This is a genomic window from Bacillus sp. HMSC036E02, assembly GCF_001836235.1.
Taxonomy (GTDB): domain Bacteria; phylum Bacillota; class Bacilli; order Bacillales; family Bacillaceae_G; genus Bacillus_A; species Bacillus_A cereus.
The window spans coordinates 181,988-200,446 of the sequence record NZ_KV827831.1 but is presented as its reverse complement, the minus strand read 5'-3'; the positions used below and the strand labels follow the sequence as shown (position 1 = coordinate 200,446).

Here is an 18,459-nt window from a genome sequence, read left to right as displayed (position 1 = left end):
TCGTACATCTCCTTATAGCTATATGTTTCTATATTATAGCATATAGAGAAAATCGTTTTTGTAGCAAAACATATTTATTGTCTGTACACCTAATTAACTATATAATAACATGTAGTAAGAAAGCCTTTTCAAAACATTATTATTCTTCTAGGAGGTACTTATAATGGAGCGAGTTCAAATGGCTGAGACGCTAGAATTTTCTCGTATTATTCAAGGATTTTGGCGTTTAGCAGAATGGAATATGACGAAACAAGAATTACTTTCTTTCATTGAAGATTGTATGGATATGGGAATTACTACTTTTGATCACGCTGATATTTACGGCGCATATACGTGTGAAGGGTTATTTGGCGAAGCTTTACAATTAAAGCCTTCCTTACGAGAAAACATGCAAATTATTACAAAGTGTGGAATCGCTCCCCCATCACCGAAATTTCCAGAGCGATATGTTGCTCACTACAATACTAGTACAGAGCATATTATGCAAAGTGTAGAAGCATCACTTAAAAATTTACATACAGATTATATTGACGTATTACTTATTCATCGTCCCGATCCTTTTATGGATCCAAATGAAGTGGCAAAAGCCTTTTCACAATTAAAACAAGAAGGAAAAGTTCGTCACTTCGGTGTATCTAACTTCTTACCTTCACAATTTAATATGTTAAGTTCGTACTTAGATTTCCCGCTTATTACGAACCAAATTGAAGTTTCTGCATTGCAGCTTGAGCATTTTGAAAAAGGAACAATTGACTTATGCCAAGAAAAACGAATCAATCCAATGATTTGGTCACCTCTTGCTGGTGGGGAGATTTTTACTGGTCAATCAGAACGTGCTGTACGCGTACGTGAAACTGTGCAAAAAGTTGCTACTGAGCTAGGTGTTTCTAGTATAGATACGGTTATGTATGCTTGGTTACTTGCTCATCCAGCTAATATGATGCCAATCGTTGGCTCTGGTAAATTAGATCGCGTAAAAACTGCCGCTCTTGCTACAAAAGTTAACTTAGACCGTCAACAATGGTTTACAATTTTCGAAAGCTCTAATGGACATCCTGTACCATAATGCATAAAAAGAAGAGCTGTTTTCTTACAGCTCTTCTTTTTCATATGTATTTCTAGTCATAGCAAATACACACATATCCCTTAATCCGTTTCCATCTACCGCAACACTCGCACTTTCTAACGTACCTTCTAACTTAAAACCTAATTTCTCAGGTATCGCTCTACTCTTCTTATTTAAAGAATCACAACGAATTTCTACACGATTTGCTTTTAATTCAGAAAAAGCGTAATCCGTTATACCTTTCGCAGCCTCTACCATATAGCCTTTTCCGCTAAACCTTGTATCAATCCAATATCCAATTTCAAATTGAGGTATATCCCAATTAATACGATGTAATCCAGCTGATGCAATAAACTCACCTGTTTCTTTCGAAAATACTAGTAATCTTAAATCCTCACGTTGCAAAAATTGAATATGCGATTTTCTAATGCTCACTTCTACTTCTTCCTCTGTTTGCTCTTTCTGTGCAAACACCATCCAAGGTTTTAGTTCTTGTATTGAAGCCTGAATTGCATCATATACAACTTTACCATCTCCTGGTTTCGGCATTCGAATAAAAAGCCTGTCAGTATAAAATTCAGAAGGAAAATCGAATAATAACGGATTCACTGTAAACACTCCCTATATTTCTTTTATATATAATAATATCCATCTGAAGTTATATAGTAAAGAATTTTCTGAATTGAAAACCTTTTACTCATTCACTTCCACCGCTACACGAATTCCAGATTCAATCGCACCTTGAATCCATCCGTGATATAGCGTTGTATGATCTCCAGCGAAGAATATTCTCCCCTCTGGTTTGACAATCGCTGGTTGCAGCTCAGTTTCTTGACCTGCTTGAAAAAGTGCAAATCCTCCAAGCGCATACGGATCCAATGTCCAGCTTTTTGAAATTCCAGATATGAACTCATCATACACTTGACCACCTAATATTGTTGCTAAGTTGTGTAATGCGTAATAAATACGATCCCCTTTTGATAAACCATCCCATAACAACGCGTCATAAGACCATGTATAGCTACCTAACATCATAGCCGGTCCTTTCTCCCCAATTCCATAACTTGGATAATAGGCATAACGAATTGGCAAATCTGTTATAATTCTGCCACCTAATTGTCCTTGTTCTTCCCAAAATCGGCTTTTAAATTGAATTCCTATTTTCGTCGCAGGCATATAATGTAATTCACGAATTGCTTTCCATTTTTCATGAGATATAGAATCAAACGGATCTACTTCTACAAAACGCATTGTCGAAAACGGAATGGTAACAATAACTAAATCTCCTGTAATACTACTATATTCAAAAGTTTCCTCGTTCCGATAGAAAGCTGTCACACCATTATCGTGTTGATGTAACTTCATTAATTTTTGATTATATATAATATTCTCTTCTAATTGCGGTAAAAATGACTTTGGCAATCTATCATTCCCGCCCACAATTTCACAAAATCCGCTCTCCTCTTGCATAATGTATAGAAAGCGTAAAGTCTCTACAAACGACCGTTCCAAAAAACCTTCTAAATCTAATAGAACACCAATCATCTCAATTGTTACTGGCGAAAAGTAAGTATTATATTGATAAGGATGATACTTTAAAAATTGTCCAGTAGAGTATCTCCCAAAATCCTTTACAACAATATCCCAATTTTTTTCTGGGTTCTTTTTTATAAAATTTATAATGGGCTGTACCGCTAACAATAATAATTCCTCTGACGTTTTTCCAACTTCATTCATTTCCACAGGATATCTTAGAATACTTGGATCTTTTTCATATTGTTTTAACGTCGTTTTCCGTCCATTTACGTATATAATATCCGTCTCATTCCTATTAATAAAAGGTCTCACCTGTAGCCTAAATTTTCTTATATATGCCATCGTTAATGTATGTGAATAAGGAATCCTCATTGCTCCAACATCTAAATATAATCCGGTATCTTCCATTCTAACTGTTTCTATACGACCACCTACCCGGTTATTTGCTTCAAAAATTTTCACATCATGTCCTGCACCCTTTAATAAAGAAGCTGAAACTAACCCAGCCATACCAGCTCCCACTACAATAATTTGTTTTGGGCTTATCGTCTTCTTCAATCCTTTATCTATAACTTTTAACGCTTCATCCATTTCAGTATTATACATTATATCTTTCTGCACAATTCCACCCCTTACTTCATCAAATGGACGTTAGTGGTTTAGTGCATTTTATTCATAAATCCCCATAAACATAACACCATTGCAATTTGAATATTCACTAAAAGTACATAAGAGACAGATCTCACTTTTCTTTATACTTCGTATAATATAGCAACTACAAAGAAGGAGTGGTTAAAAATGAAACATACTTATGACTACGATGCTACAAAAAAACATTTAGAATTAAAGAAACAAAACTTATGTAAAAAACTTAGCAATATGACACTATCTGAAAAAGAACGTGAACAACTAAAGCGTGAAATTGACAACTATGAATATATTTTAAATCTAGTCGAAATGAATCATTATGAACGCGGATTTTCTCGTTAAAAGCGGAAATAAGATTATCCGCTTTTCATTTTGAGCATTTCACTACGCATTTTTCATAAGTAAATATATAATAGGATGTACATTAAGATTGAGAGGTATATTCTATGATCAAGTTAAGTGTATTAGACCAATCACCTATTTCAGATGGTAGCACAGCAGCCCAAGCTTTTTCACATACAGTTACGCTTGCACAAGAAGTTGAAAAACTCGGATTCACACGTTTTTGGGTATCCGAACATCATAATTCCGTAAGCTTAGCTGGTTCAAGTCCAGAAATACTTATTTCTCATATTGCCGCAAAAACGGACCGTATTAGAGTCGGTTCAGGTGGTGTTATGTTACCGCATTATAGCCCATATAAAGTTGCTGAGAATTTTCGTGTTCTAGAAGCATTGTATCCGAACCGCATCGATCTCGGTGTTGGTAGAGCGCCTGGTGGTATGCCAATAGCAACTCGCGCACTTCAAGAAGGGAAAATGGTCTCACTTGATCAATACCCAGAACAAATTGCAGACGTTGCAATGTACTTACATGATCAAGTACCAGAAAACCATCACTATGCAAACTTAAAAGCCACTCCAGTTATCCCAACGTCTCCTGAAATGTGGATGCTCGGTTCTAGCGGAGAGAGTGCTAAAATTGCTGCAAACAACGGAGCTTCTTTCGCATTTGCACAATTTATTAACGGCTTCGGAGGCCCTGAAGTTATGAGGGCTTACCAAGAACAATATGAGCCTTCATTTTTAGGAGATAAGCCTAATTCAATCGTTGCCATCTTTGTTATATGCGGAGAAACAAATGAAGAAGCGGAAAAAATTTCTTCTAGTTTAGATTTATCAATCTTATTATTAGAGCAAGGAAAACGAACTACTGGTACTCCTTCTATTGAAACTGCTCAAAATTATTCATACAGCGCTTATGATTTATTCCGTATAAAAGAAAATCGTCAACGTATGATTGTTGGTGATCCGTCTTCTGTAAAAGAAAAAATAATAAACTTAAGCAAAGCATACAATACTGACGAATTTATGATTGTCACGATTACTCATCAATTTGAACATAAATTAAATTCTTATCGCTTACTAGCAAATGCTTTTAATTTATAATTCTAAAAAGAGATGCATCACATGTGATGCATCTCTTTTTCTTACTACTTATTGTTTTCATTTCCTATATATTCAATAGCTTCTTTTAATAGCTCTTCAAAGTTAATAGGATAATCATGATCTAAGTCAGGCACAACTTTATACTTATGTTCTATATTTTTCTCTCTTAATAGTTGTACAAATTGCTGCGTGGATTCGAAACAATCTTCATCTTGATCCCCGCATACTATATATCCTTTTATATGTTTATCCTTCAGCACTCTTAGCAACTCATCCCACTCTTCAATCTCGGGAAGCCATGGTGCCATAAAAACAAAACCATCTACATTTATATCTTGTTGTAAAATCGTATATAAAGCTACTCTCGCCCCTGCAGAAAAACCACCAATGATTACACTTTCTACTGTATGATTTTCTATAAACTTATTGTAATGCTCTTTTAATTCCTCTTTCCCTCTCTCTATATCCTCCCAAACAAATCCATCTGAAAACTCAATTTGTGAAGACTGTGGTAAAGCTAACATATAATCTTGTATCAAAACAGATTTCCAATATGGTTCTACTATTTGTATATTTTCTTGGTTACCATGCAATGTAAGTAGTAGATTTCCCTCTTTCTTACTGTATATATATTTCACATCTGGTCTTTCCTTTTTATGTGCTAATTCTTCTCTTTCTTTACATAATTGCACCATTGTATGAAATTCTTCAAATTTATGTAGTGATTTTAAATCTTCGTCGGAAATTAAATACTCATTTCCATACCAGAATCCCTTTTCTATAATGGCCTCTCTCATTAAATGTAATGCTTCTTTTTCAAGTCCCGATGCACTTGCGAGTGCATACTTAAAATTATATATTTGCGCCTCATTCCCTATTACACCTGTAGCGTTTTCCATTATATAATTGTACGCTTCAAAACTTCCTTTATTTGCATAACAACGTAACGTTTCATTTAATAATTGAATGTAAGTCATACTATTTTTCATGTACCAATTCCCCCGAAACCTTTTATAATATTTGTTTGCGAATCTTTATACCACTTTGTATAACCCACGCTAACAATACCTTATTCTCAGAATGATGCTTAATAGTTGCTCTTCCCTGTCCAATACATTTAGTATAAATAACAATAGACTGAAAAATCAATATTTTAATAAACAAAAAAAGACAACAATATATGTATTGTTGTTTTCATTACATCTACCCGCTCTTTTGTTTTTTTCTATCTGGTTTACTTGAAACTAAATAATGTTTTTCTGAAATATATAAGTCTCTTTTTAAGCTACGATTTAAGTAAGGTCCTAGTTTCATTCCGCATATGAGGCGATCTTCGCTACCTTCAACAATTGGGAACATTTCTTTTTCTGTTACGTATTGATCTACTGCTTTTTGTACGACATCAATTTCTTTCACTAGATTTAAATTTTCTGCTGTATGTTCAAATACCTCAAGCGTTTCCTTCGTTATGAGAAAAACATTTGTTGGAAATGCAGGTAAATATGGTTTTAACAAATCATAATTTACTGTATAATCATCATTTACTAATACTGTATAAACGATATTAGCATTCGTTTCTAAAAACTGAGCCATCGCTTGTTCTAATTCATCTTTCGTAATTTCCCGCTCTTCTTTTCCAGTTCTGAAAAAGCGAAACATCGCATCGCCTCCTTTTTACTATATTATAGCATAAAAGAAAACTGAAAAATCATAAAAAAACCCATTGAAATAATTTTTCAATGGGTTTCTATATATTTATCGTTATTTTAAGAATGCACTTAGCATCCATACATGCTGTTCTAATGTTGTATGAATTGCTAACAGCATGTCAGCTGATGTTTCATCGCCAGCTTCACCCGCAACTTCCATACCTTCTTTTAATTCTTGAATAAGTGCAGAATAATCATTCACTAATGTTTGTACCATTTCTTCTGCAGATTCTTTGCTTGTCCCTTCGCTGACACTAGATGTTGCGAGATATTCTTTCATTGTCGCTAATGGTTTACCTTCTAAAGCTAAAATACGTTCTGCTAACTCATCAATATACGTTCCAGCCTCATTATAAAACTCTTCAAATTTCTCATGTAATGTAAAGAAGTGTGGCCCTGTCACATACCAGTGATAATTATGTAATTTAACATATAACACATTCCAGTTTGCTACCTGCTTGTTTAATACTTCAACAACATTTGTTTTCGTACTCATACAATCACTCCTCTTATCATTTTGTAATGTTTATCTTTTAATAACTTAATTACATTTTACCATACATTCCCTTTCCTTTCGAACAATTGGCTTATATGTAACAAAGTTTTAACACCTTTAATGCTTCCCTAATATCATTTAATTCATGTATTTTTTCAACCACTTCATACGTCTAATTGTCCAAGCTCATACATATGCATAATAGTACATCAAGCTCATCATAGTAGAAAGAGGGATAACATGGACAATCAACAATGGCAAGTAGCAAAGAAAGTAGCTGCTACTTATATCGGAACTGTCGTTGGAGCTGGATTTGCTACTGGACGAGAAATTGTTGAATTTTTCACAGTGAATGGATTATACGGGACAATTGGCATATGTGTAAGTGGATTTTTTTTTATTTGGCTTGGCACAAAGATGATGTTACTTTCATCACAAATCGGGGCATTTTCAGCGCAAGAATTTAACAAATATTTATTTGGGGATGTATTTGGGAATGTTGTAAACACATTATTATTACTCGTTTTATTCGGCGTAACGAGCGTTATGTTATCAGGGGCCGGTGCAGTATTTGAAGAGCAACTTCGCTTACCAAGACAACTCGGTATTCTCATTACAGTTATCGCTTGTCTCATTATAAGTAGCCGCGGGTTACAAGGTGTTTTTGAAGTAAATACACTTGTCGTACCTATTATGATGATTTTTATTATCGGACTTGCTATTACAACCTTTTTTCACGGTACACCTCCTATTAATAACACTATTCCTGCAGAGAGCTGGAATATGAAATGGATTACTAGCCCTATTACATATGTCGCCTTAAACCTTTCTCTCGCCCAAAGTGTTCTCGTCCCATTAGCCAGTGAAGTAAAGGATCGAAAAGCCATTTTTTGGGGTGGGATTTTAGGTGGTGCTGGACTTTCTTTAATTTTATTATGCAGCCATTTAGCAATCTTATCAGTCGATCAATTTTATCAATATAATATCCCAATGGCTGAAGTCATAAGAAGATTTAATGCAACTTTTCACTTCTTCTTCGTTCTCATTATTTTCGGTGAAGTTTTCACAACTTTAGTTGGTAATGTGTTCGGAATGACAAAACAGATGCAATCTATTACTGGGTGGAAAAATCACAATATTATTTTCTTCATTTTACTAATTAGTTATTGCTTTAGTTACATCGGTTACAGTGACTTACTTCACATTCTATATCCTATCATCGGATGGGTAAGTATTGTTATACTTCCAATCATTGCGTTTAAACAACTTCAAAAAACATAAAAAAGCATCCATGTTATTGGATGCTTTTTTATGTTCATTCACAATCATCACATACTTCCCAGTACGGTCCCATTTCTAATGCTAAATACGGCTTTAACTGCAACCGAATCATTCGACTAGGCATGCGTTCTAAAACAAATTGAATACCTTCTTCATCTTCGTCTAATTCAACTTTTGAAATCGTAATTTTTTGCATAGTCGTAATGGGAATTCCATCTTTATATAAAGTGATTTTCACCTCATCGTATTCATTAAAATACAATTCGACACTCATTTGATTTTTCAGTATTTCATCACCAATTTTAAATGTATCATTTTGTTCTTGGATTATATATTTCCATCCGCCTCTATCTTCTTTCGGAGCTGTTTGAAATAATGTCTCCAAATCCTCGTATAGCATAAGATAACCCCTCTCTTACTAAAAAACGATGAGTATTTTATATACCCTTTATCTCTATCACTATCCATAGCTATTGTACCATATATCACCGTTCTTACCGTATTCATTTGCTTCATACACACTTATAAAATAACTAATTCTATCTCCATTATTATGTATATTACCTCATTACTCCATACACTCTTACAAGTTCAAATAACGACAGACTTTAATCCATGCAAATATTGTCTACTCTCCGCTTTTATTAGCTCACAGCATTCACACTTTTACATATAGTAAGACTATCACAAATAAAAAAGGAGAGTGACTTATACCACTCCCCTTAAAAGAACTTCCCTATAGCTGCTAAAACTAATACGATTATTAAAATTGCAAATAATAATGAGACAATGAAACTAAAAATAGGTAACGCTTTCTTTTCATTCTTCTTAAATAGTAACTTTAAACTAAGAAAAATATTTACTGGTACAAGTATAAAATAAAAATATTTAACAATTTGCACCGAGCTATTCGAAAGTGTTTTTAATATAAACACTTCAATTAGAAAAACAATAAAAAATGAAATACTTAGCCAAAATGAGACGTAACTAAGCCAAGAATGTCTTTTTGTCCCCCAATACACTCCCATAATACTCTCCTTTTATTTGTATTCTATAGGTTAATAATTATACACAAAGCTAACAAACACCTCTATTTTTCGACAAATATTATGCAAAATACCATTTTAAACGTCATAAAGGAAGTTTACATCTTCATTTGATTTTACATAATAAAACAGACTACCCTCTAGTGTCATAATGCTACTAGGGGGAGTCTGTTCTCTATTAAACTTTAAATCTCTCAATTAATACTTGCAATTCTTCAGCCATTTGAGATAGCGTACCCGCCGCTGATCCAATTTCCTCCATCGAAGCTAGCTGTTCTTCAGCTGAAGCCGCAACATTTTGTGTGCTTGTCGCATTATTTTGTGCTGTCATTGCAATTTGTCCTACTGAAATAGATACTTCATTTGCCCCTTTTGACATTCCATTAGCCGTTTCAACCATCGTCTTAATTTGATTAGCTATTTCATTTGTAGATTGTAAAATTTCAGCAAAATTTTGCTTCGTTTCATTTGCAATAACAAGTCCAGATTGAACTTCTTCATTTACATGATTCATTGATTTGACTGTCTTACCCATATCGTCTTGTATTTCGCCTATTAATTTACTAATTTCACTGGAAGATATGCTAGACTGCTCTGCCAATTTACGTACTTCATCTGCAACAATTGCAAAACCTCTTCCATGTTCACCAGCTCTTGCCGCTTCAATTGCCGCATTTAAAGCTAGAAGATTTGTTTGATCTGCAATGTTTTGAATTACTTCCAATATATCACCAATTTGTTTTGATTTATTATTTAATAACTGTATAACAGCATCTGATTGTGAAACCGATTCTGCAATAGACTGCATCTGGTTTACTGTTCTTCCTACTAGTTTCCCACCATCTTCTGCTTTTTCACGAGTATGAGCAGAAGCGATATTAATAGATGATGAACTATTTGCTACATGCTGAATTCCTTCCGTTACATCAAACAGTAACATAGCACCATTTTCTACACTTGTTGTTTGCGTCGTTGCCCCACTTGATATTTCATCCATTGCTGTTGTAATTTGCTCAGTTGCTTCACTCGCTTGTCTTACACTTGCAGTTAGTTCTTCTGATGCTGCTGCAACATGTCCTGCCGAAGTGTTAATCCTTCCAATTAACGTCCGTAATGAATTTGTCATCTCGTTAAAACCTTTCGCAAGTTGACCAATTTCATCATTAGAATGAATTTCAATTGTTTGCGTTAAATCTCCTTCACTTATTTCTTTAGAAGTGATAACTAATCTCTTTAAAGGCTTCGTAATTGAAAGTGTCACAAAATAAATAAGTACTCCACCTACTACTAACGAAATAAGCATAACAATTAACATATTATAAAATACAGGTTGAGCAGCTTCAATTACTTCAGTTGCGTACATCGTCCCACCAATTTTCCAACCTGTTTTTACGTTTGTAGCAAATACCATATTCTTTTCACTACCACCATAAGAATATGTAAAAGCACCATGATTATCTTCATAAATTTTCTTTGCCCAAGAATCAGCTGCTTTATCCCCTGATTTTTCTTGTGGATGAGCAATGATTTTTTGCTTTCCATCTAAAATGAAGGCATATCCTTTTTTACCAATATTGATTAACTTTGTTGTTTTTAATAAATTGTCTAAACTTAAATCTAGCGCAACAACCCCATTTTTATCTTCTGTTTGTTTTGCAATCGTTACGACAATATGTCCATTTCCTTTTGCCTTATATGGCTCGCTAACAACAATACCACCTTGTTTTGCCACTGCATCTTTATACCAAGGTCGTGTTGTTGGATCATAATCTGCTGCCATTTGTATATTTGGTTCCTGTACAAATTTCTTATCATTACCGGCAACATACACTTGTTCAACATCTATATTCAAATTGATATACTGAGATAATGTCTTTCTTAGCTCATCCTGATTATCCCCTTGATACATATTCCCTTGAATTACTCGTGCAAAGTTATTCACATCGTTAAATTTTGCTTCAATCATTTGATTGATTAAATTATCTAATATTTTTATATTATCGTTAGCACTACTCGTAATTTGTGATTCAAAATTCTTTTTAGCAGTTTGATAAGACATGCCCCCGATTATAGAAACGGCTGCAATTAAAATTACAAAGAATGAAATTAATAGCTTTTTTGCTACTTTCATATCACGAAACAAATTTAATAGTTTACCCATTATGAACCTCCTAATTTTCAAATTTAAAAGTTAAATTGAGTTAATTATGAATATTTCCCATTCCTTAATTATTATTTTCATAACCTATTATGGTGAATACTTTGTAAAGTTTAAACAATTAATTTCTCTTTGTCTATATATATGAATAACATTATTATAAAATTTACAAATAGAAAAAACCAAAGGGGCCCCTTTGGTTTTTACATTTTTTTATGTTGTTTAGAAATTTTCTTCCATTTATCACGCTCTGCTCTGGCAAGGATTGCATCTTGTTTCCTCATAAAATACGCCAGTTCTCTTTGTAATTTTTTATAGCTTTTCAAACGATCTATCGTAATAAGTCCGTTTTCAATTGCACTATACACCGCGCATCCTGGTTCATTCTCATGCTTACAATCACGGAAACGACATGTTGTCGCAAGTTCTTCAATATCAGAGAATGCTGTTTGAATCGCTTCGCTGCCTTCCCAAAGTTGCAATTCCCTCATGCCAGGCGTATCAATCACGAGAGCGCCACTAGGCAATTGGAATAATTCTCGATGCGTTGTCGTATGCCTCCCCCTACTATCCTCTTCACGTATATCTCCCGTTTTTGCTACATCAATTCCTATTAGAGCATTTAACAAAGTTGACTTTCCTACCCCTGATGATCCAACTAAAGCAATTGTTTTCCCTGAAGAAACGAATTGTTTCAACGAATCTATACCTGTATGCTCTAAACTATCAACAACGAAAATAGGAACACCAATTGCTATAGCTTCCGTTTCTACAATTTTCTCTTCCACATCATTACATATACTACTCTTTGTTAAAACAATAACTGGCATAGCGCCGCTTTCATACGCTAATAATAAATAACGTTCCATCCTTCTAACATTAAAATCATGATTAAGTGCATTCACTAAAAATAAATAATCTACATTTGCTGCTATAATCTGTTCTTCTGTTCTTGTTCCAGCCTCTTGTCTTGAGAAAGAGCTTCTTCGCTGGAAAATACGATGAATAATCGCTTTCTTTTCATCTTCTATTTTCTTTATATACACCCAATCACCAACTGCTGGATAATCGCCTTTCGTAATCGCTTCATGCCGAAACTTCCCAGACAGTTCTGCCATATATTCACCATCATTACAAATAATGCGATATATATGCTTATGCTCAAGTAAAATACGACCTACTTCATAATTTTTCTCTGTAACTTGTTCTTCAAAAAATGAATCCCAGCCGAAAGATTCTAAAATATTTTGATTCAAATAAATATCCTCCCTAGTTTGTACTAAGTGGAAGGATTGCGAATTACCTTATATAATATCGCCCTTTCCATCCACCTTTGTATTTGGTTGATTATTCATATAAGTTATTTTCGCCATAATACATCACCCCGTTCTTATTTTGATTATTCTCATTATATGGAATTCTCCTATAAAAAGCTACAATATTTTACGTAATTTTCAAATAACTTGTTTTTGAGCATTCTAATTTGTCCTCGATGACTAATTTCATCTTCTAGCACATGAAACCATAGATAGTGCTGGTTATATGCTACACCGTTAGGCCACTTTCTTTCTGACATGAGCCACTCATCACCTTGTTCACTTAAATACTTCAGAGATTCTTCTCGAACACTTTGTAGAAGTTGTACATAATACTTTATTTCATGACCACGGATTGCTCTACCCGCTTCCCCTAAATACAGTGCATCTTCCTATATTTCTAATTCTTCTTTTGTAAAGTCACGATCTTGAAATGAAATAAGCTGATGAACTTTTTCAATAGCTGCTATATGCTTTAATAAGGCGCCAATTGAATTTCCGCTGCTTTGCATAATTAAATCTAATTGCTCAACTGATAAATTTTTCACTTCGCCTAATGTTACAGCTCTCGTATGCTCAAGCAGGCTTACTAATTCCCCTATTTTTTTGTATAACCATCTACACTTCTTATTCGATAATCTATATTCATATCACGCACCCCTTTCTGCATTCATATTATTGTAAAAATGATTCATATAATAGACTGAAATCTATCTAAATTTTCTGTTATAATTAATTTGAATACAAAATATACCCAAACAAACTTTCTCAATATGCTTATATGAAATATTAAAAGGAATCAATATAAAATAATCGAATCTTATTCACTAAAAGGAGTGGATTCGATGGAAATGTATCAATGGCTAACCGCTGTTCTCGTTGGTGGCATTACCGGCTTCGTTTCCCATCTAATCAATAACCAAGGTAAGTTATTGCTTCCACGCCGTTTGAAAACATTTTTTCATTTTGGATTTTTAACTGATATTTTTACTGGTAGCCTAGCCGCACTTCTTGGGCTCGTTTTATTCGATGTCACCGCAATAAAAGAAATTATAAAAGTATCCATTGTAACTGCTATTTCCGGTCAAACTTTTTTACTACATCAAGCTCTTGGTGGCGAACAGGCTAAAAATACGCAAATTGGGAAAGCTGATGAGAAGATTCAAGAAATTGACAAATTATTGCGACGTTAGTGTATACTTTCTTTTAAAATTATTGTTATAATGAGAAATAAATATTTTCTATTGCGTCGTTTGTCAGGAGAAAGGGTGTTTCGTATGACAAAAAAGAAAATAGAAGATTTCTTAACAAACTCCGAAAAAGAGGAACTGCTAGAAAACTATAAATGTTTACGAGAAGCCCGCACAAAAAGCGAAGCTAACTATTTTGGCGAAGCAGTAAACCATCTATTAAATAAAGCAAAACAACGAATTATAAAAGATGCAGGTATACATGATGAAAATGCTGCAACTGTTCAATCAAAGAGAAAAGCACTGTTTTAGCTACATTAGCTAAAACAGTGCTTTTTATTACAATACTTTTCACATTACTTTCACATCTATTTCACAAATATAAGTAGTCCGATATGCTAAACTAAGTATATCCTTTTCCAAGGAACTATATGCCGATATACAAATCCCTATCTTTATAGGGATTTTTATTTTTTGATTCCTCATAACTTTGTTACAATACATTTCTTCTACTATCTCTATACTTTTAGTAACCACTTTAATTAAAAGCACATTCATGTATTCACACTCTTATTAATTCTGATTTGTGAAATATTTATACAAGCTTTATGATGCAATTCCTGTTTCACTATTTTCAGTAAGTTTTTCACTTTTTCTAAACAAAAATAAAGCTCCTATATATAGTAACGCAGTAAAACTACCTATAAGTATAAAATTGTGAGATGTTGCAAATAACATTCCAGCTATTGCCGCATCAATCATTTGACCAATGTACATAGAAGCATTTGCAAGCACGGCTCCTGTTCCTCTTGCTACACTAGACATGTTTTGTAAGTGCCTCATCATTAATACAAACAAAATTCCTGTCACAAAAAATAAAACAAAGAAAAAGTATTCAACAACAATAAGACTCTTTAAATAGGGAAGTATTACATGCGACAGAGCCATAAAAAAAAACATCTCATATTCATATGAGATGTTTTTTTTTATGGCTATTCTTTTAATAAATCTATTAATCCATTCCCTTCAGATGTACGTTCGTACCCTAAAGGTACAGTTCTTTTAATGAGTTGTGCATATATTTCCGGCTCCGATAACTTTCGACCGTATTCTTTCTCACACTGTTTAATGAGCAAGGCGAGCGCTCCAGCAACATGCGGCGTCGCCATGGAAGTTCCACTTAGCACAGCATATTTTCCTTCTGGATACGTAGATAATATTTCATCACCTGGCGCTACTAGATCAATTTCTTGATTTGAATTACTAAAACATGCAATCTTCCTCTCTAAATTAACGGCACCAACTTCAATTACCTCGGAGTACGCACCCGGAAAGTCTAGTTCCTCTGTTTCATCATCGCAATCTCCATTATTTCCAGCAGCACATACAACGAGAACATCCTGCTTTACCGCATTTTGAATTGCTTCATGTAATTCTGGAACATCTTGCGGACCACCAAGTGACATTGAAATAATTCTCACTTTCTCTTGATTCGGCCCTCTCCAATTTACAGCATAATGAATCGCCTCAATAATTTGCTCATAACTTCCAGAACCATCTCCCGCTAAAACTTTTAATACTAACATTTTAGCAAGTGGTGCAACTCCTAATACACCGACACCATTTTCAGTCGCGGCAATCGTTCCCGCAACATGAGTACCATGTCCGTTATTATCAAGATACACATTTGGATCAGCTTCATAATCTTTTGTGAAATTTCTTCCGCCGATAATACGATCTTTTAAATCTATATGATTAGTATCACACCCTGTATCTAATACGGCAACGACTACATCTTGCCCCTTCACACTCTTTTCCCATACTTGCGGAGCGTGAATCAGTTGTACACCTGGTGGAATTTCATTTACTTGTTCTACCACCTTATTTACGGTAAACGGAATCAATTGTATACCTTTTTGTTTATTCACTGTACTACTCATCGTAATCCCTCCTGAAAATGTATTATTTTCATTTCAGACCACTTTTGAATACGTGTAAATGTAACATTCGTTTTATTCTTTTTGTTTTCCTTCTTTTCAAATATTTCTCAACATCATTTACTACCTCTATAATACTTCTTTATTTTCCCTATGATTTGTAGGAAGTAACAACCCGAGTCGTTCAACTACTAACCAAAATAAGAGGACCAATTAATGGTCCTCTCACAGTCTTTTTAAAAGAATGATATGTAATTTGAAAAATAATATAAATTAAGACTAAACCTCACTCTTGTTTAAAAACTTTTCTATTTCTTTTACTAAATATTCCGCTCCCTCTATGCCAACTGTAATATTTCCATTTGCTAATGTAATATTCTGCCCTGAAACATCACCTGTGATTTGGCAAGCATTGTAAGGTTGATATTTTTGTAAAATGATTTTATCTGCTTCTACAAAAATTTCAAGCGGTGATTTGATTTGTATTCCCAATACATCGCGTAATTCTTTAGGGATAACAATTCGTCCTAATTCGTCTACTTTTCGAATAACTCCTGTTGCTTTCATATTTCTCCCCCCTTACTCTCTATTAATTTTTTCACCTCGCTTTTTCCATTTTATCACTTTTTGACAATACTTGCCTCTTTTTAGAAAATTTTGTACTCGAGTTAAAAAAACACATTTAATGCATACGTAATCTCTCTTTCAATTGTTTTACATAACGGGATCTTATAAGTAAGAAGTATACAACTTGAATACCTATGAAAATACTTAATACAACTGTATTTTCTTTAAACAATGAGTACTCAAACATTTGCCCTAACGCCGTTAAAGCTACTGCTCCATGTAATGTTGCAACACCAATTGGAACGAAGAATAAAAGCGCCAATCGAATTGTAACTACCTTCGATAATTCCCTACTTGTCAATCCAACTTTACGAATCATTTCGAACAAACGAACATCATCCTCCAAATCGGAGAATAAACGGAAGTAAAGGAAACTTCCTGCGCAAACGAAAAATACTATACCAATAAAGAAACCTACAAATAAAATCGGTCCTGCAATTTGTAAACTTTGGTTTTGCTCGTACTCTTCCGCACTAAACGTTGAATATTCTTGATACGGTTTAATTTGATGCGTAAGCTCTTTACCAATTTCAATCTCATCTTTCGTTCTTTCAGTTTTATACATATAATCTTTTGTCTCTATAAACCCATCTTGTAATGAATCATATTGATTATTAGAGATTACATAAACATTTCCTCTTAATATTTTCCCCAATGAAGATGAAGTAACTTTTTTCACTTTTAAATTTTCATTCATATTAGGTAAAGTAATTTCTTTTCTTTCTTTCATCGTTGGCCCTGGTATATTAGCTGACAAAAATACAACTTCTTTATTTGCTACAGTATTAAATGGTTCTCCTGTTAACTTTGCATATTTCTTATAGTCTGATTCTTTTATAAAAATGGCGCTTCTTAACGACTGTTCCTCCGTTTTCTTTGTCGAAATATTAGTTTTTGAAGCTGCTATACTATGTTTCTTTAATCCTTTGTCAATCATTTGTATATGCTGTGATTCGTTACTATTCCCTTGCTTAGAATGGTAATGAAACGAAATCGGTCTCTCCATTATCCCTTTCGTCATGGATGCGAAGCCAACTAATGTCCCTATTGCGGAAAATGCTACAGTAGAAATAATGGTTACAATAAAGAACATTCTTGCGTTATCTCTCATGCGATACGCTAAATCTGATAACGTAATAATATTAGTCTGTGTCCAATAGAAACGTTTACTTTTTTTACATAATCGAATAATAAAGACACTCAGCTGCTTGTACAACAAATACGTCCCAATAATAACTACCGTTGTAACAGGAATCATCATAATAAATACCATTGCTCCATGTGATAGAAGAGCTCCTACATAGCCAGCACTAAGCAATACTACTGCTAATATGGAAGAAATGATTGATGCTTTCGGTTCAGGTTTCGCCTCTGCCGATCCTCTAAACAACTTCATAATCTTATTTTTACGAATCATTCCTGCACTAAACAATGATATGATCATAAATAAAATAAAAAACATAATACTCGTTACAACAATTGCTTTCATCGGTATGTAATAGGATAAGGAGATATCTAGTTTCAATATCATCGGAGCGACAAATAGTAATACCCCTGAAAATAACATACCTGAAAGAATACCAAAAATAATTGCCCCTATTCCAATCATAATATTTTCAAAAAAGATTAGACGCTTTAATTGATATTTCGTCATACCTAACATCATTAAAATTCCTAGTTCACGCTTTCTCGTTTTTAAAAACATTCCCATCGAATATAAAATAAAGAAGAATGTAAATAAGTAAATAATAGACTGTGCAAAAGACATACTTACGAATACGTACTGACCTAATTCTCCTGCACTTAATGCCGGATGAAACGCAAAAAATGAATACACAAAAAAGGCCATAATTGCAAATGCACTACTCAAAAAATAGGCTGAGTATGTCCGTCTATTTCGGGTTACATTCCGATATGCTAGTTCTCTAATGTTCATATTACTTCTCCGCCCTTCTACTATCTATGTTTTTATATTAGTAAAGTGCGGAAATACCTTCCATC

19 protein-coding genes and 2 pseudogenes are annotated in these 18,459 nt (G+C 33.8%); 6 read left to right on the top strand and 15 right to left on the bottom strand.

From position 1 onward, the window contains the following. The first annotated feature begins 163 nt into the window (after positions 1 to 163). Positions 164 to 1,066 (top strand): aldo/keto reductase, encoded by a 903-nt coding sequence (locus HMPREF2590_RS10345; RefSeq protein ID WP_000442785.1) that lies wholly within the window; start codon positions 164 to 166, stop codon positions 1,064 to 1,066. Positions 1,067 to 1,090: 24 nt separating this feature from the next. Here the strand turns inward: HMPREF2590_RS10345 and HMPREF2590_RS10340 are convergent, their stop codons facing one another. Both HMPREF2590_RS10340 and HMPREF2590_RS10335 read right to left on the bottom strand, forming a co-directional pair. Next, positions 1,091 to 1,675: a GNAT family N-acetyltransferase gene (locus tag HMPREF2590_RS10340; protein ID WP_001068743.1), complete on the bottom strand. Its 585-nt coding sequence runs from the start codon at positions 1,673 to 1,675 to the stop codon at positions 1,091 to 1,093. Positions 1,676 to 1,759: 84 nt separating this feature from the next. Further along, complete coding sequence (locus tag HMPREF2590_RS10335) at positions 1,760 to 3,223, bottom strand: flavin monoamine oxidase family protein (RefSeq protein ID WP_001168125.1); 1,464 nt, start codon at positions 3,221 to 3,223, stop codon at positions 1,760 to 1,762. A 177-nt stretch (positions 3,224 to 3,400) separates the two neighbouring features. On the opposite strand from HMPREF2590_RS10335, the gene HMPREF2590_RS10330 reads away from it, so the two are divergent. Both HMPREF2590_RS10330 and HMPREF2590_RS10325 read left to right on the top strand, forming a co-directional pair. Next, positions 3,401 to 3,592: a DUF3896 family protein gene (locus tag HMPREF2590_RS10330; protein ID WP_000683359.1), complete on the top strand. Its 192-nt coding sequence runs from the start codon at positions 3,401 to 3,403 to the stop codon at positions 3,590 to 3,592. Between the two features lie 104 nt (positions 3,593 to 3,696). Then, positions 3,697 to 4,698, top strand: a complete 1,002-nt coding sequence (locus HMPREF2590_RS10325) for an LLM class flavin-dependent oxidoreductase (protein WP_000594043.1) — start codon at positions 3,697 to 3,699, stop codon at positions 4,696 to 4,698. A 44-nt stretch (positions 4,699 to 4,742) separates the two neighbouring features. Here HMPREF2590_RS10325 and HMPREF2590_RS10320 read toward each other — a convergent pair whose 3' ends face one another. From HMPREF2590_RS10320 to HMPREF2590_RS10310, 3 genes are all read right to left on the bottom strand, one after another. Then, the gene (locus HMPREF2590_RS10320; RefSeq protein ID WP_000798319.1) at positions 4,743 to 5,687 is read right to left on the bottom strand and encodes an alpha/beta hydrolase; all 945 of its coding nucleotides are present in this window, start codon (positions 5,685 to 5,687) and stop codon (positions 4,743 to 4,745) included. A gap of 214 nt (positions 5,688 to 5,901) precedes the next feature. After that, positions 5,902 to 6,357 (bottom strand): DUF3939 domain-containing protein, encoded by a 456-nt coding sequence (locus HMPREF2590_RS10315; RefSeq protein WP_000488206.1) that lies wholly within the window; start codon positions 6,355 to 6,357, stop codon positions 5,902 to 5,904. Positions 6,358 to 6,459: 102 nt separating this feature from the next. Further along, a complete protein-coding gene (locus HMPREF2590_RS10310; RefSeq protein WP_000105199.1) occupies positions 6,460 to 6,903 on the bottom strand; it encodes a Dps family protein in 444 nt (147 codons plus the stop codon). A gap of 240 nt (positions 6,904 to 7,143) precedes the next feature. Between HMPREF2590_RS10310 and HMPREF2590_RS10305 the strand changes: the two genes are divergently transcribed. Next, positions 7,144 to 8,184, top strand: a complete 1,041-nt coding sequence (locus HMPREF2590_RS10305) for a YkvI family membrane protein (protein WP_000370203.1) — start codon at positions 7,144 to 7,146, stop codon at positions 8,182 to 8,184. Between the two features lie 34 nt (positions 8,185 to 8,218). On the opposite strand, the gene HMPREF2590_RS10300 is transcribed toward HMPREF2590_RS10305, so the two are convergent. The 5 genes and pseudogenes from HMPREF2590_RS10300 to HMPREF2590_RS10275 all read right to left on the bottom strand — a co-directional run bounded on the left by HMPREF2590_RS10300 (position 8,219) and on the right by HMPREF2590_RS10275 (position 13,353). Continuing rightward, positions 8,219 to 8,584 carry a DUF3979 family protein gene (locus tag HMPREF2590_RS10300; RefSeq protein WP_000965059.1) on the bottom strand — a complete coding sequence of 122 codons (366 nt, stop codon included), beginning with the start codon at positions 8,582 to 8,584 and terminating at the stop codon, positions 8,219 to 8,221. A 322-nt stretch (positions 8,585 to 8,906) separates the two neighbouring features. Beyond that, positions 8,907 to 9,212, bottom strand: coding sequence for a hypothetical protein (locus tag HMPREF2590_RS10295; protein WP_000539571.1), 306 nt, complete (start codon positions 9,210 to 9,212; stop codon positions 8,907 to 8,909). A 196-nt stretch (positions 9,213 to 9,408) separates the two neighbouring features. After that, positions 9,409 to 11,391 (bottom strand): methyl-accepting chemotaxis protein, encoded by a 1,983-nt coding sequence (locus tag HMPREF2590_RS10285; protein WP_000517294.1) that lies wholly within the window; start codon positions 11,389 to 11,391, stop codon positions 9,409 to 9,411. Between the two features lie 200 nt (positions 11,392 to 11,591). Continuing rightward, the gene (gene rsgA / locus HMPREF2590_RS10280; protein WP_001073075.1) at positions 11,592 to 12,644 is read right to left on the bottom strand and encodes a ribosome small subunit-dependent GTPase A; all 1,053 of its coding nucleotides are present in this window, start codon (positions 12,642 to 12,644) and stop codon (positions 11,592 to 11,594) included. Positions 12,645 to 12,811: 167 nt separating this feature from the next. Continuing rightward, positions 12,812 to 13,353 (bottom strand): annotated as a pseudogene (locus HMPREF2590_RS10275) (DinB family protein). Between the two features lie 196 nt (positions 13,354 to 13,549). Between HMPREF2590_RS10275 and HMPREF2590_RS10270 the strand changes: the two are divergent. Then, a complete protein-coding gene (locus HMPREF2590_RS10270) occupies positions 13,550 to 13,897 on the top strand; it encodes a DUF4257 domain-containing protein (protein ID WP_000426317.1) in 348 nt (115 codons plus the stop codon). Positions 13,898 to 13,981: 84 nt separating this feature from the next. Continuing rightward, complete coding sequence (locus HMPREF2590_RS10265; RefSeq protein WP_000162602.1) at positions 13,982 to 14,206, top strand: hypothetical protein; 225 nt, start codon at positions 13,982 to 13,984, stop codon at positions 14,204 to 14,206. A 39-nt stretch (positions 14,207 to 14,245) separates the two neighbouring features. Here the strand turns inward: HMPREF2590_RS10265 and HMPREF2590_RS31065 are convergent, their stop codons facing one another. The 5 genes and pseudogenes from HMPREF2590_RS31065 to HMPREF2590_RS10240 form a co-directional block, all read right to left on the bottom strand. Continuing rightward, positions 14,246 to 14,452: a hypothetical protein gene (locus tag HMPREF2590_RS31065; protein ID WP_001101740.1), complete on the bottom strand. Its 207-nt coding sequence runs from the start codon at positions 14,450 to 14,452 to the stop codon at positions 14,246 to 14,248. Positions 14,453 to 14,500: 48 nt separating this feature from the next. Then, positions 14,501 to 14,830: pseudogene (locus HMPREF2590_RS10255) on the bottom strand (MFS transporter permease); the annotation flags it as partial. Between the two features lie 56 nt (positions 14,831 to 14,886). Continuing rightward, entirely contained in the window at positions 14,887 to 15,834 is a 948-nt protein-coding gene (locus HMPREF2590_RS10250; RefSeq protein ID WP_000099756.1) for a serine protease, read from the bottom strand. Positions 15,835 to 16,110: 276 nt separating this feature from the next. Beyond that, complete coding sequence (locus HMPREF2590_RS10245; protein ID WP_000648325.1) at positions 16,111 to 16,398, bottom strand: AbrB/MazE/SpoVT family DNA-binding domain-containing protein; 288 nt, start codon at positions 16,396 to 16,398, stop codon at positions 16,111 to 16,113. Between the two features lie 115 nt (positions 16,399 to 16,513). After that, the gene (locus tag HMPREF2590_RS10240; protein WP_001026001.1) at positions 16,514 to 18,394 is read right to left on the bottom strand and encodes an FtsX-like permease family protein; all 1,881 of its coding nucleotides are present in this window, start codon (positions 18,392 to 18,394) and stop codon (positions 16,514 to 16,516) included. Positions 18,395 to 18,459: the final 65 nt, after the last annotated feature.

Excerpts from the sequence above, each read along its gene's own strand:
- HMPREF2590_RS10305 (WP_000370203.1), top strand. The coding sequence starts at position 7,144 with ATGGACAATCAACAATGGCAAGTAGCAAAGAAAGTAGCTGCTACTTAT.
- HMPREF2590_RS10325 (WP_000594043.1), top strand. The coding sequence starts at position 3,697 with ATGATCAAGTTAAGTGTATTAGACCAATCACCTATTTCAGATGGTAGC.
- HMPREF2590_RS10270 (WP_000426317.1), top strand. The coding sequence starts at position 13,550 with ATGGAAATGTATCAATGGCTAACCGCTGTTCTCGTTGGTGGCATTACC.
- HMPREF2590_RS10265 (WP_000162602.1), top strand. The coding sequence starts at position 13,982 with ATGACAAAAAAGAAAATAGAAGATTTCTTAACAAACTCCGAAAAAGAG.
- HMPREF2590_RS10330 (WP_000683359.1), top strand. The coding sequence starts at position 3,401 with ATGAAACATACTTATGACTACGATGCTACAAAAAAACATTTAGAATTA.
- HMPREF2590_RS31065 (WP_001101740.1), bottom strand. The coding sequence starts at position 14,452 with ATGAATGTGCTTTTAATTAAAGTGGTTACTAAAAGTATAGAGATAGTA.
- HMPREF2590_RS10240 (WP_001026001.1), bottom strand. The coding sequence starts at position 18,394 with ATGAACATTAGAGAACTAGCATATCGGAATGTAACCCGAAATAGACGG.
- HMPREF2590_RS10300 (WP_000965059.1), bottom strand. The coding sequence starts at position 8,584 with ATGCTATACGAGGATTTGGAGACATTATTTCAAACAGCTCCGAAAGAA.
- HMPREF2590_RS10285 (WP_000517294.1), bottom strand. The coding sequence starts at position 11,391 with ATGGGTAAACTATTAAATTTGTTTCGTGATATGAAAGTAGCAAAAAAG.
- HMPREF2590_RS10295 (WP_000539571.1), bottom strand. The coding sequence starts at position 9,212 with ATGGGAGTGTATTGGGGGACAAAAAGACATTCTTGGCTTAGTTACGTC.
- HMPREF2590_RS10315 (WP_000488206.1), bottom strand. The coding sequence starts at position 6,357 with ATGTTTCGCTTTTTCAGAACTGGAAAAGAAGAGCGGGAAATTACGAAA.
- HMPREF2590_RS10310 (WP_000105199.1), bottom strand. The coding sequence starts at position 6,903 with ATGAGTACGAAAACAAATGTTGTTGAAGTATTAAACAAGCAGGTAGCA.
- HMPREF2590_RS10250 (WP_000099756.1), bottom strand. The coding sequence starts at position 15,834 with ATGAGTAGTACAGTGAATAAACAAAAAGGTATACAATTGATTCCGTTT.
- HMPREF2590_RS10320 (WP_000798319.1), bottom strand. The coding sequence starts at position 5,687 with ATGAAAAATAGTATGACTTACATTCAATTATTAAATGAAACGTTACGT.
- HMPREF2590_RS10345 (WP_000442785.1), top strand. The coding sequence starts at position 164 with ATGGAGCGAGTTCAAATGGCTGAGACGCTAGAATTTTCTCGTATTATT.
- HMPREF2590_RS10245 (WP_000648325.1), bottom strand. The coding sequence starts at position 16,398 with ATGAAAGCAACAGGAGTTATTCGAAAAGTAGACGAATTAGGACGAATT.